Raw genomic sequence first — 13,078 nt, forward strand, 5'->3', positions numbered from 1 at the left:
ACCCGAGGTTCCCCGCGCGCACCTCCCCTCCGTAACCTGGGGGCAAGGAACAGGGCGGGGGACGTGGAACACTCACAGGGAACGGGCGCGGAGACCGGCGCCGGACTGATGCTCGCCGGGCGGTACCGACTGGGCGAGTGCATCGGCAGCGGCGGTATGGGCAAGGTGTGGCGCGCGCACGACGAGGTGCTCCACCGCACGGTCGCGGTCAAGGAACTGACCGCCGGACGGTACGTCAACGAGGCCGACCGGGCCGTACTGCACCAGCGCACCCAGAAGGAGGCCCGGGCCGCGGCCCGGATCACCCACCCCGGCGTGGTGACCGTGCACGACGTCCTCGACCACGACGGCCGGCCCTGGATCGTCATGCAGTACGTGGACGGCCCCTCGCTCGCCGACGCCGCCAAGGACGCCGGGCGCATCGACTGGCGCGAGGCGGCCAGGATCGGCCTCCAGGTGCTGAGCGCGCTGCGCGCCGCGCACGGCGCGGGAGTGCTGCACCGCGACGTGAAGCCCGGCAACGTACTGCTCGCGCGGGACGGCCGGGTCCTGCTCACCGACTTCGGCATCGCGGCGATCGAGGGCGACGCCACGATCACCAGGACCGGTGAACTGGTCGGCTCCATCGACTACTTGGCCCCCGAGCGGGTCCGGGGCGCCGACCCGGGACCGGCGTCCGACCTCTGGTCGCTGGGGGTGACGCTCTACACCGCCGTGCAGGGCGTCTCGCCGTTCCGCCGCACCTCACCGCTGGCGACCATGCAGGCCGTGGTCACGGAGGAGCCGCCGCGCGCCGACCGGGCCGGAGAGCTGGGGCCGGTGATCGCCGCGCTGCTGGCCAAGGACCCGGCGGTACGGCCCGGAGCGGCCGAGACCGAGATGATGCTGCGGGAGGTGGCGGCGGGGCGGACGTCCGCGGGCGAGCAGGTGTACGTACCGACGCAGACGACCGCCCAAGTGCCGCGCCCCGCACCGGAATCGGGCGGGCCTGCGCCTGCCGCCGCGCCGGACGGGCCGACCGGTCCCACCGCGTACTCCTTCGGGCCGCCGCTCCCCGCCGAGGCCACCCCACCGACCGGATCCGGGATGCCTCCCGGGTCGCACCCTCCGTACAGCACGCCCACCCCCGCCCGGCGGCCGGGCCGGAGCCGTACTGTGGTTGTCGCGCTTGTGGTCGCCGCCGTCCTCGGCATCGGCGGCGGATTCGCCGCGCTCAAGTTCGGTGGCTCCACGGACGGTTCGGCGGATCCGGGGCCCAGCGCCTCCAGCGGTTCCGGGGGGACCACCTCCGGCCAGACGCTCAACGGCGGTGACACGGACGGGAACGCGCAGGAGACGCGGGACCCGAAGAAGCCACAGAAGGACCCGACCGTCCCGGCCGGCTGGCACCGCGTCGAGGACCCCGAGGGGTTCAGCCTCAACGTCCCCGACGGCTGGGAACGCCGGATGGACGGCAATCAGATCGACTACACGCCCGACGGCGGCGACCACTTCATCCGGATCAGCGTCGACACCCCGCAGTTCCGGGATCCGTACGCGCATCTGCTCGACCTGGAGGACCAGTTCAAGAAGCGCGCCACGTACGAGAAGGTCAGGCTGGAGCCGAACACGTTCCGGGACCAGACGCTCTCCGCGGTCTGGGAGTTCACCTGGAACGAGGAGCAGGGGCATCCGGGGCCCCGGCACGCCATCGACCAGATGTACTACTCGGACAGCGGCGAGACGGAGTACGCGATCTACATGTCGGGTCCCGAGGAGGACTGGGAAACCACCCGACGTCAGTTCGACGCTGTGCTGCGCAGCTGGGAACCCCCGGCCGAGGAGACTCCGTAACCACCCCTTGACTGTCACGGCTCTGCATCCGCTCCGTCGTTACGATGGCAACGGCCCGCGCCGTTCGCCAGGATGGGCGCATGGGCAACGACGGGGGACGGGCGAACGAGCCCACCAGTTACGGACTTCAGCCGCCAGGTGCGCCGAACGCGGCACGTGTCGGTCAGGCGCGACACGTACCGCCGCGGGCCGGCGGGGTGCCAGCCCCCGTACGAGCAGGGGGTGATCCGGCCGTGGGCCGGGTGCTCGGCGGCCGGTACCGGCTCGTCTCCCGCCTCGGACACGGCGGCATGGGTACGGTCTGGCTCGCGCACGACGAGGTCGTGGACCGCGATGTGGCCGTCAAGGAGCCGCGCGTTCCCGACCACTTGGGGGAACGTGCGCGCGACCTCGTGTATCTGCGGATGCAACGGGAGGCGCGGTCCGCCGCCCGGATCGACCACCCCTCCGTCGTCACGATGCACGACGTGGTGATCGAGGACGCCAAGCCGTGGATCGTGATGGAGCTGGTGCGCGGCCACTCCCTCGCCGACCGGTTGCAGGAGGGCACCCTCGACCCGCGCGAGGCGGCCAGGATCGGACTCGCCGTCCTGGACGCCCTGACCGCCGCTCACGAACAGGGCGTCCTGCACCGCGACGTCAAGCCCGACAACGTCCTGCTGGGGCGCGGCGACCGGGTCGTGCTCAGCGACTTCGGCATCGCGCAGGTCGAGGGCGAGCAGGGGCTGACGGAGACGGGATCCTTTGTCGGCTCGCCCGAATTCATAGCTCCTGAGCGGGTGTTGGGGCAGCGCCCGGGCCCGGAGTCGGACCTGTGGTCGCTGGGGGTCGTGCTGTACGCGGCCGTCGAGGGCATGTCCCCGTACCGCCGCTCCAACACACCGGCGACCCTCCAGGCCGTGCTCTCCGCCGAACCGCAGACACCCGCGCGCGGCTCGGGACCGCTGGGCACGCTGGTGATGCGGCTGCTGCGCAAGGACCCGGCGTCGCGCCCGGACACCGCCGAGATCCGGCAGATCCTCGCCGAGGTGTCCCGGCCGCCGGTGGCCGCCGCCCCGACCCGGGTCGTGGACGGCCCCGCGCCCCCCGCCGTGACGGGTCTCGCGGCCTGGGTGCCCCCCGTCCTGCACCGCAACCGCCCCGCGCGGTACGGCCTGGGCGCCGTCGCCGTCGCCGTGGCCGCCGCGCTCGTCCTGCTCCTCGCCGACCCCTTCGGCGGCGGCGAGCTGCCCGCGGGGTGGGGTCTCCGCGCGGAGAACGAGATCCTGCGCGCGAAGATCGCCGTACCCGAGGAGTACCAACGCGCGGAGGACGGCGCCGGGAGCGCGCTCACGAACGTGACGTACTACGACCCCAGCAACGTCTTCCAGGTCTTCGCGGAACGCGTGCGCCCCGACGCGGACAACGAGGCCCTGAAGCCGGAGGCCGCTGCCTGGAAGGCGTACTACGCGCGGGGCGGCGACAGTGGTACGGAGATCAAGGACGCGGACGTCACCACCAAGAACACCGCACACCAGGGCAGGAAGGGCTTCGAGACCGTCGTCGACTACACCGAGTACAGCGCGTCGGGCGACGACCCGTACCGCTACCGCTGGCACGAACTCGTCCTGCCCGGCAAGGACGGCTTCTACCTGCGGCTGCGGGTGTCGATGCCGGCGGAGGGCGCGGCGGTGAAGGACGGCGAGGAGCTGTACGCGCGTGTCCTGGACCACTTCGACATCCAGGGCCAGAAGTCCACCTGAGGACAGGGGAGATGCCATGGGAAAGTTTTCACATGAGCATCGGCCGCACCTCCCGCGCCCCCCGTATCGCCGCACCGGCCGCACTGGCCATCGCTGCCGCCCTCTCCCTGTCGGCCTTGTCGGCCTGCGAAGCCGACGGGCCGGGGGGTGGCGCCGGGACGGACGGCGCGGTGGGCGCCGACGGCGTCTCGGTCGTCCCGAAGGGGAAGCGAGTCCTTCCCCACGCGCTCAAGGGCGAGACACTCGACGGGAGACAACTCGACATCGCCGGCAGCAAGGGGCAGGTCGTCGTGATCAATGTCTGGGGCTCCTGGTGCCCGCCCTGCATCGCCGAGGCCCCCCATTTTGTGGAGGTCGCGAAGGAGACCGAGGGCAAGGGCGTCGCGTTCATCGGGATCGACACCCGCGACCCCAGCCGGATCCCCGCCCTCGCCTTCCAGAAGGACCTCGGGATCCCGTACCCGAGCCTGTACGACCCGACGGGCAAGCTGATATTGAACGGGTTTCCCAAGGGCACCCTCAACCCTCAGACGCTCCCCTCCACGATCTTCCTCGACCGCGACGGGAAGATCGCGGCACGCGCACTGCGGGCGATCAGCGCCGACACCCTGCGCGAGGTGATCGACCCGCTGATCGCGGAGAAGTGATCAGGGAGAAGTGGTCCCGTGGGGCCCCGGCGGGTGTGGCGGAAATTAGTTACCGTCGGGTATCCAAAGGGTGGGGGTGCGGCATACTCTCGCCCCCATGACCGACTCGCAGGCCTCCGCCGCCCTCGGGACCAACCCCGTCGCCCCCGCCCCGGCCGGTGCGCGTACCGCCGTCGACGTGGTGACGCCCGAGGTGATCGCCCAGTTGACGCACGGCGTCGTCGGGGCCGGGTGGACGGCGGGGCACTGCCCCTTCACCGGGGAGAAGCTGGCCGATCTGCCCGAGTCCACGCCCGAGGACGTCGCGACCGCCTTCGCGCGTGCCCGCGCGGCGCAGCCGCTCTGGGCCGCGCTTCCCGTGCGGCAGCGGGCCGCCGTGCTGCTCCGCTTCCACGATCTGGTGCTGGAGCGGCAGGCCGAGGTGCTCGACCTCATCCAGCTGGAGACCGGCAAGGCGCGGCTGCACGCGCACGAAGAGGTGCAGGGGCTGGCTGTGGAGGCCCGGCACTACGGGCGCAACGCCGTGTCGTATCTGCGGCCCCGGCGCCACACCGGGGTCGTACCGACCCTGACGAAGGTCACCGAACTGCGCCGGCCCCGGGGGGTCGTGGGGCAGATCGCGCCCTGGAACTACCCGCTGGAGCTGTCGGCCGGGGACGCGCTGCCCGCGTTCGCCGCCGGGAACGCCGTGGTGATGAAGCCCGACACCGAGACCGCGCTCACCGCCCTGTGGGCCCGGGACCTGCTGATCGAGGCCGGGTTGCCGGCCGGTGTTTTTCAGGTTGTCCTCGGTGAGGGTCCGGTCATCGGCCCCGAGATCGTCAAGCACGCGGACTACGTCTCCTTCACCGGCTCTACCCGTACCGGCCGCGAGGTCGCCAGGGGCGCCGCCGACCGGCTCATCGGCGCCTCGCTGGAGCTGGGCGGCAAGAACGCCATGCTGGTCCTGCGGGACGCGGACGTCGAGAAGGCCGCGGCGGGAGCGATCCGGGCCTGTTTCTCCTCCGCCGGCCAACTCTGCGTCTCCATCGAGCGGTTGTACGTGCACGAGTCGATCGCCGACGAGTTCGTGGAGCGGTTCGCCGCCCGGACGAAGGCCATGCGGCTCGGCAACTCCCTCGCGTACGGCGCCGACATGGGCTCGCTCGCCGGGGAGAGCCAGCTCAAGACGGTCACCCGCCATGTCGAGGAGGCCGTCGCCAAGGGCGCCAGGCTCGTCGCGGGCGGGGTGGCCAGACCCGACGTCGGACCGTACTTCTACGAGCCCACCATCCTCGACGGGGTCGAGGCGCCGATGACGGTGTGCGCGGAGGAGACCTTCGGACCGGTGGTCTCCGTCTACCGCTTCGGTGACGAGGACGAGGTGATCGGACTCGCCAACTCCACGGTGTACGGCCTCAACGCGAGCGTGTGGACGAAGGACGCCCGCCGGGGGCACGAGGTCGCGGCGCGGCTGCGGACGGGCACGGTCAACATCAACGAGGGCTACGCGTCGGCGTACGGGAGCGTACGGGCGCCGATGGGCGGCATGAAGGACTCGGGGCTCGGCCGGCGGCACGGCTCTGAGGGCATCCTCAAGTTCACCGAGGCGCAGACGGTCGCGCAGCAGCGACTCCTGCCGCTGGGACCGTCGTTCGGGATGGACGACGAGAAGTACGCGGCGCTCATGACCCGGAGCCTGCGGCTGATGAAGGCGTTCCGCCTGCGTTGAGTTGAGTTGAGAGGACCATGCGGTGGATGACGGTGTGGACGAGAGTTTTGACTACGACGTGATCGTCGTCGGGTCCGGCTTCGGCGGCGCCGTCTCCGCCCTGCGGCTCACGGAGAAGGGCTACCGCGTCGGTGTCCTGGAGGCCGGCCGCCGCTTCACCCGCGCGACCCTCCCCAAGAACTCCTGGGACGTCAGGAACTACCTCTGGGCCCCCGCCCTCGGCCTCTACGGCATCCAGCGCGTCCACCTCCTCGGCCATGTGATGGTCCTGGCCGGCGCGGGGGTCGGCGGCGGCTCGCTCAACTACGCCAACACCCTGTACGTGCCTCCCGCCGCGTTCTTCGAGGACCCGCAGTGGGCCTCGATCACCGACTGGGAGGGCGAGTTGAGGCCGTACTACGACCAGGCGCGGCGCATGCTCGGCGTCCGGCTCAACCCGACCGTGACCCCCTCCGACGTCCACCTGAAGGCGGCGGCGGAGGCGATGGGAGTCGGCGACACCTTCCATCTCGCCCCGGTCGGCGTCTACTTCGGGGACGGCGAGGACGCGGACGGTACGGTCACGGCGCGGCCGGGAGCGACCGTGGACGACCCGTACTTCGGCGGCGCGGGCCCCTCGCGCCGCGCCTGTGTCGAGTGCGGCGAGTGCATGACGGGCTGCCGCCACGGCGCGAAGAACACCCTCAACGAGAACTACCTGTACCTGGCCGAGCGGGCCGGGGCCGTCATCCACCCCATGACCTCGGTCGTCGCCGTCACGGAGGACCCGGCCGGCGGCCACCACGTCACCACCGTCCCGACCGGCGCCCGGGGCAGGCGGGCGCGGCGCGCGCGTACCGTCCTGCGCGCCCGGCAGGTGGTGGTCGCGGCGGGCACGTACGGCACACAGACTCTCCTCCACACGATGCGGGACGAAGGCCTGCTGCCCCGGATCCCGGCGCGGCTCGGCGAGCTGACCCGCACCAACTCCGAGGCCCTGGTGGGCGCGCAGACCGACAACCGGCGCTACCGCGCGCGACACGGCGCGCCCCGGGCCGACTTCACCCGGGGGGTCGCCATCACCTCCTCGATCCACCCGGACGCCGACACCCATGTGGAGCCGGTCCGTTACGGCCGGGGCTCCAACGCGATGGGCGTGCTGTCCGTCCTCCAAGTCCCTCACAGCGAGCGGCGGGTGCGCGCGTGGCTCGGCAACGCGGCCGCCCACCCGGTCCAGTTGCTCCGCTCCCTCTCCAATCGCCGCTGGTCGGAGCGGACGATCATCGGGCTCGTCATGCAGTCGCTGGACAACTCCCTGACCACGTACCGCAGGCCGGGCGGCGTCGGCAAGGGATTGCTGACGGCCCGTCAGGGGCATGGCACGCCCAACCCGAAGCAGATACCGGCGGCGGCGCGGGCCGCCCGCCTCCTCGCCGTGGAGATCAACGGCTTCGCGGGCAGCAACGTCGGCGAGCTGATGGGCACCCCGCTCACCGCGCACTTCCTGGGCGGCTGCGCGATCGGCGCCTCGCCGGACGCGGGGGTCATCGACCCGTACCACCGGCTGTACGGACACCCGGGCATCTCGGTGGTCGACGGCTCGGCGGTCTCGGCGAACCTGGGCGTCAACCCGTCGCTGACGATCACGGCCCAGGCGGAGCGGGCGATGGCGCTCTGGCCCAACAAGGGCGAGCCCGACCCGCGTCCGGAGCAGGGCGCGGCGTACGTGCGGCAGACGGCGGTCGCGCCCCGGTCACCGGCGGTCCCGGCGGAGGCGTTCGGCGCGCTGAGACTGCCGTTCCTGGAGGTGCCGAAGGTGCCGCCGAAGAAGGCCTGAGGCGGGCGTGGGTACGCCCAAAAGGCGCTGCACCCCCCTCCGAGTGCAGCGCCTCTTTTGGCAACGCATGCATGACCTGTGACACGACGGAATGGTTGTCGTCCCGTTCACAGAAACTTTAAGTGTCGTACGTCACATCGCTGGGCCCCGGCGAGGACCCGCCCCAGAGGGTGAGGGGGGCGGAACGTACAAGGCGCGAATCCGAACGTACAAGGCGCGAATCCGAACGTACAAGGCGCGAATCCGGGAGGCCGGCCGGCGCCGGGCGTCCCCGGGCCGGCCGGCCTTCGGTGACCGGGCTGCTGTCCCCTGCCTACCGGTCACGTACGCCGGGGCGCGGTCCCACGGCGTGCCGCACGGCACGCCACACGCCCCAGCAGAGCCACGCGTGGAGTCAACTCTTTCCTGCTCGGCCCGCCCCTGGGTGGCACGGACGCACGGTCCAACGAAGTCCCGTACGGCCCGGTCACGCGCCGTACGGGTGAGGGTGTGCCCGAACGCGTATACGACGGGCGGATGCGGCCGGTACGGCCCTCGGACGCGGCCCTCAGATGCGGCCCCGGCTCAGCTCCAGCAAGGTCATCGCCAGCGCCGTACCCGGCCTGCCCAGCGCGTCCCTGTAGCGGCCGAGGATCTCGTTCTCGCGGGACAGGTGGATCCGCCGGCCGCCCGAGGACATCCGGGCCCGCTGGACGGCGGCGGAGACCGCCATCCGCTCCTGGACGAGGCCGATGATCCGGTCGTCCAGCGCGTCGATGCGTTCCCGCGCATCCCCGATGAGATCCGCCGCCTCGGGGGTCCGGGCGCCGGTGGTGTCCGTGCTGCCTGTGCTCTCCACGGAGGGAGCGGCGGAAGGGGTGGTGGGGTTCGTGATCGTCATGGGGTCCTCGTTCGGGTCCTGCCCCCGCCCGCACGGCCCCGAACGCGACAGACGCCCCGGAGCCTGCCGGCCCGGGGCGCCTGGGAAGTCGCTTGTCAGTTCAAGCAGCACGACCATGGCAGCCGGACGGGCCGGTGCCATAGGTAAAGAAGGTCGAGTGCTCGCGCATCCGCACAGTATGGACCGGGGGCGCCCCGGTCACCACGAGCGGGCCGGATCGTGAGACGGACGCGGGGCGGCGGCGGAGCCGGGCGGACGGGCGGAACGGGGTCCCGGGGCCCCGTTAGAATCGAGGGGAAATCGAGGGGAACCAGACCCCGCGCTCGTCACCGCCGGAAGGCCGCCCGTGCCCGCAGCACCCCCCGCCGCCGCCCCCGACGTCGTTCTCGTCGTCGACTTCGGCGCGCAGTACGCCCAGCTCATCGCCCGCCGTGTCCGCGAGGCCCGGGTGTACAGCGAGATCGTCCCGTCCACCATGCCGGTGGCCGAGATGCTGGCCAAGAAGCCCAAGGCGATCATCCTCTCCGGCGGCCCGTCCTCCGTGTACGCGGAGGGGGCGCCGCGTCTCGACCGCGAGATCTTCGACGCGGGCGTGCCCGTCTTCGGCATGTGCTACGGCTTCCAGCTGATGGCGACGGTCCTCGGCGGGACCGTCGACAACACGGGGGCGCGCGAGTACGGCCGTACCCCGCTGCACGTCTCCAAGACCGGCTCCACGCTCTTCGAGGGCACCCCGGCCGAGCAGCCGGTCTGGATGTCGCACGGCGACGCCTGCTCCGCCGCCCCCGAGGGCTTCACCGTCACCGCGTCCACGGACGTCGTGCCGGTCGCGGCCTTCGAGAACGACGAGAAGAAGCTCTACGGCGTCCAGCACCACCCCGAGGTGATGCACTCGACGTACGGCCAGCAGGTCCTGGAGCACTTCCTCTACCGGGGCGCCGGCATCGAGCCGACCTGGACCACCACCAACGTCGTGGACGAGCAGGTCGCCCTCATCCGTGAGCAGGTCGGCACCAAGCGCGCCATCTGCGGGCTGTCCGGCGGCGTGGACTCCGCCGTCGCCGCCGCCCTCGTACAGAAGGCCATCGGTTCCCAGCTGACCTGCGTGTACGTCGACCACGGCCTGATGCGCCAGGGCGAGACGGAGCAGGTCGAGAAGGACTTCGTCGCCGCGACCGGCGTCCAGCTCAAGGTGGTCGACGCCCAGGAGCGCTTCCTCGGCGCGCTCGCCGGGATCTCGGACCCCGAGCAGAAGCGGAAGATCATCGGCCGGGAGTTCATCCGGGTCTTCGAGCAGGCCCAGGCGGAGATCGTCGCGGAGGCGGGCGCCGAGGGTGAGGACGTCGCGTTCCTCGTCCAGGGCACGCTCTACCCGGACGTCGTGGAGTCCGGCGGCGGCAGCGGCACCGCCAACATCAAGTCGCACCACAACGTCGGCGGGCTGCCCGACGACATCGAGTTCCAGCTGATCGAGCCGCTGCGCAAGCTGTTCAAGGACGAGGTACGGATGGTCGGCCAGGAGCTGGGCCTGCCGGACGAGATCGTCCAGCGCCAGCCGTTCCCCGGCCCCGGGCTCGGCATCCGGATCGTCGGCGAGGTCACCAGGGAGCGGCTCGACCTGCTGCGCGCGGCGGACGCCATCGCGCGCGAGGAGCTGACCCTGGCCGGTCTCGACCGGGAGATCTGGCAGTGCCCGGTGGTCCTGCTCGCGGACGTGCGCTCGGTGGGTGTGCAGGGCGACGGCCGGACGTACGGACACCCGATCGTGCTGCGGCCCGTCTCGTCCGAGGACGCGATGACCGCCGACTGGACGCGGATGCCGTACGACGTACTGGCGAAGATCTCCACCCGCATCACCAACGAGGTCGCCGACGTCAACCGCGTGGTCCTCGACGTGACGAGCAAGCCGCCGGGCACCATCGAGTGGGAGTGAGCGGGGAGTGAGCGGGGCGGGAGCGGTGCCGCCCGGCCCCGCTCCCGTACGGTCCGCTTGCGCCCTTCCGCCCCGGTGGGACGATGAGGACATGAGTGATCCCAACGCACCGGTCATCGACGAGTTCCGCGCGCACCACGGAGTGCTGGGCGGTCACTTCGAGGGCAAGCACCTGCTCCTGCTGCACACGGTCGGCAGGAAGAGCGGCAACGAGCGGGTGACGCCCCTGGTGTACGCCACCCACCACGGCAGCCTTCTGATCTGCGGCACCCTGGGCGGGGCACCGAAGGACCCGCAGTGGGTGGCCAACACCGCCGCCGCGGACGAGGTGACGATCGAGATCGGCGAGCGGACGCTCCGGGCGAGGCGCACGGTCGTACGGCCCTCGGATCCGGAGTGGCCCGAGCTGTACGGCGTATGGGCGGACTACTGGCCGGACGCGCACGAGTACCAGAAGAAGACCTCGCGCCGGTTCCCGATCGTGTCCCTGGATCCCATCCACGACTGATCAGCGCGCGGACAGCGATGGGAGCAGCTCGCGGACAACAGTCAGCGGACAGTCATGGGAGCAGCTCGCGAAAAGTCATGTGATCAGCCCGGGTACAGCAGTGTGATCAGCCCCCGGACGGCGGCAGGTCCTCCGGGTCCATCGTGAAGTCCGCGAAGTCGAAGCCCGGCGCGACCACACACGTCACCAGCACGGGCTCGTCCCCGGCCGGCTCCGCCGACTGCCACGCCCCGGCCGGCACCAGCAGCTGCGGCCGCTCGCCCTTCTCCACGGCCGGCCCGAGCAGGTGCTCCTCGGCGCCCGACGGATCGTCCTGTGTCCCGCCGATGTACAGCCGCAGCGGCCCGCCCCGGTGCCACAGCCACACCTCGTCCGAGCGCACCCGGTGGCGGCGCGACCGCTCGCCGGGGTGCAGCAGGAAGTAGATGCCGGTCGCGTGGGCGCGCGGTCCCGGATAGCCGTCGGGGGTGGCCGACCCGGTGGTCCGCCAGGTCTCCTTGAACCAGCCGCCCTCCACGTGCTTCTCCAGACCGAGCAGGGCGACCAGCGGTGAGTTGTCAGTCATGACGCCCATTGTGTCCCGCGGCCACGGCCGCACCGTGAACAACGTGACCGTCTCGTCACCCGTACCGACCGGCCCGAGGGCGCACCCGCGCCCCTTTGTGCGGGACAATTCCCAGGCGTTGCAGGGAAGTTCATTGCAGGGAAGTTCACCCCCGGGGAAGGGCGGCGTTCGGCGTGGCGGTGCAAGAGGCGAGACAGGGCGCGCACGGCGGAGGCTGTACGTGCGGTGATTGCCCGCACGGAGCACGCGAGGGCCACCGGCGGGCCGTGGCCGCGTTCCTGGCCAAGCGCGACGAACTGGCCGCCGGGCAGGGGCTGCCCGCCGCCGTCGCGCACTCCGCCGGGGCCTCCAGGCAGTGGGTCTCCGACGAACTCACCCAGTCCGCCCGCGCGGTGGCCGACCGCAGCCGCGAGGCGGGCGACGCCTGGCTGCACTCGGTCTGGCTGCGCACGCTCCAGGTGGTCTGGGGTGCCGTGGTGGTCCTCGTCCTGGCGCAGACCGCGACCGCGATAGGCGCCGGCTGGACCGGTGCCCGTACGGCCGGGCTGCTCGCGGCCCTCGTGGTCGCCGGGCTCCTGACGGCCGCCGCCCGGCTGCACCGCGCCCGGGGCGGCCTGCTCGCGCCGCTGATCGGCGAGGACAACCGGCTCTCCACGTCCCGTACGGTTGCCTCCGCCTGGGTGCTGTTCGTCGTCTTCGCCGTCCTCGTCCTCGCGCTCCAACTCGCGGGCGCGTCCGGGACGTCCCGGCGCGACGGCCTGATCGCCGGACTCGACCTGGCCCGGGGCGCGGGCCTGGTGACCGTGCTGGCCGTCGTGTGCGCCGTCGCCGTCGTCGTACGGCACGTCGTGTCGTCGCGGGTCCTCGGCCGGCGGCTCCAGAAGGTACGGGCCGAACGGCCGCGCCTGGCCGACCTGCTCTGCGACGACGCGGGGCGCGCCAGTTTCACCGACGTCCAGTACGCGCTGCTCAACGCGGTCGCCGTGGTCTTCTCCGCCGTCCTGCTGGCCCGGCGGCCGGGCCAACTCCCCGACCTGCCCTGGGCGCTCGCCCTGCTCGCCGCCGTCTCCGCCGCCACCTACTTCGCGGGCAAGTACGCGGAGGGCGGCCGGCCCGTCATCCTGTCGGTCGTCCGGGCCCGGGAGGCCGGGGATCTGGACGCCCCCATCCGTACCGGCGACGACATCGAGATCCGCGGCGCCGGATTCGTACCCCCGGGCGCGGGCACCCCGGACCGGCTGGCCGGCATGGTCGTCAGGATCGGCGCGGTCCACGTACACGTGCCGCTGGTGCCGGTGCCGGGCGGCTTCGCCAACCCGTCGGACACGACGCTGACCGTGCCTGTTCCGGTGGAGGTGGAGCCCGGTACGGTCGACGTGCAGGTCGTGACAGCGGCCGGGGTGGAGACCAACCGGGTGAGCGTCGAGGTCATGGACTGAGCCG

Annotated in this window: 10 protein-coding genes; 8 read left to right on the top strand and 2 right to left on the bottom strand. The window is 72.0% G+C overall.

The window, feature by feature from the left end; genetic code table 11:
- Positions 1 to 63 precede the first annotated feature (63 nt).
- The 5 genes from ACIO1C_RS18885 (at position 64) to ACIO1C_RS18905 (ending at position 7,749) form a co-directional block, all read left to right on the top strand.
- On the top strand, positions 64 to 1,833 hold the full coding sequence (locus tag ACIO1C_RS18885; protein ID WP_401864752.1) for a serine/threonine-protein kinase: 1,770 nt from the start codon (positions 64 to 66) through the stop codon (positions 1,831 to 1,833).
- A gap of 80 nt (positions 1,834 to 1,913) precedes the next feature.
- Positions 1,914 to 3,575, top strand: a complete 1,662-nt coding sequence (locus tag ACIO1C_RS18890; RefSeq protein ID WP_401864755.1) for a serine/threonine-protein kinase — start codon at positions 1,914 to 1,916, stop codon at positions 3,573 to 3,575.
- 32 nt (positions 3,576 to 3,607) lie between these two features.
- On the top strand, positions 3,608 to 4,222 hold the full coding sequence (locus tag ACIO1C_RS18895; protein ID WP_401864757.1) for a TlpA family protein disulfide reductase: 615 nt from the start codon (positions 3,608 to 3,610) through the stop codon (positions 4,220 to 4,222).
- Between the two features lie 97 nt (positions 4,223 to 4,319).
- Positions 4,320 to 5,933 (top strand): succinic semialdehyde dehydrogenase, encoded by a 1,614-nt coding sequence (locus ACIO1C_RS18900; RefSeq protein ID WP_401864759.1) that lies wholly within the window; start codon positions 4,320 to 4,322, stop codon positions 5,931 to 5,933.
- A gap of 22 nt (positions 5,934 to 5,955) precedes the next feature.
- Positions 5,956 to 7,749, top strand: coding sequence for a GMC oxidoreductase (locus ACIO1C_RS18905; RefSeq protein ID WP_401864761.1), 1,794 nt, complete (start codon positions 5,956 to 5,958; stop codon positions 7,747 to 7,749).
- A 547-nt stretch (positions 7,750 to 8,296) separates the two neighbouring features.
- On the opposite strand, the gene ACIO1C_RS18910 is transcribed toward ACIO1C_RS18905, so the two are convergent.
- On the bottom strand, positions 8,297 to 8,629 hold the full coding sequence (locus ACIO1C_RS18910) for a chorismate mutase (RefSeq protein WP_401864764.1): 333 nt from the start codon (positions 8,627 to 8,629) through the stop codon (positions 8,297 to 8,299).
- A 346-nt stretch (positions 8,630 to 8,975) separates the two neighbouring features.
- Between ACIO1C_RS18910 and guaA the strand changes: the two genes are divergently transcribed.
- Together guaA and ACIO1C_RS18920 are read left to right on the top strand one after the other, a co-directional pair.
- Entirely contained in the window at positions 8,976 to 10,562 is a 1,587-nt protein-coding gene (gene guaA, locus ACIO1C_RS18915; protein ID WP_401864767.1) for a glutamine-hydrolyzing GMP synthase, read from the top strand.
- Positions 10,563 to 10,653: 91 nt separating this feature from the next.
- Positions 10,654 to 11,070 (top strand): nitroreductase/quinone reductase family protein, encoded by a 417-nt coding sequence (locus tag ACIO1C_RS18920; RefSeq protein WP_401864768.1) that lies wholly within the window; start codon positions 10,654 to 10,656, stop codon positions 11,068 to 11,070.
- A gap of 106 nt (positions 11,071 to 11,176) precedes the next feature.
- Here the strand turns inward: ACIO1C_RS18920 and ACIO1C_RS18925 are convergent, their stop codons facing one another.
- A complete protein-coding gene (locus ACIO1C_RS18925) occupies positions 11,177 to 11,635 on the bottom strand; it encodes a cupin domain-containing protein (RefSeq protein ID WP_401864770.1) in 459 nt (152 codons plus the stop codon).
- Positions 11,636 to 11,808: 173 nt separating this feature from the next.
- Here ACIO1C_RS18925 and ACIO1C_RS18930 point away from each other — a divergent pair, with 173 nt between their 5' ends.
- Positions 11,809 to 13,074: a hypothetical protein gene (locus ACIO1C_RS18930; protein WP_401864773.1), complete on the top strand. Its 1,266-nt coding sequence runs from the start codon at positions 11,809 to 11,811 to the stop codon at positions 13,072 to 13,074.
- Positions 13,075 to 13,078 lie beyond the last annotated feature (4 nt).

This window comes from Streptomyces sp. NPDC087420 (assembly GCF_044744165.1).
In the GTDB taxonomy this organism is placed as follows: domain Bacteria; phylum Actinomycetota; class Actinomycetes; order Streptomycetales; family Streptomycetaceae; genus Streptomyces.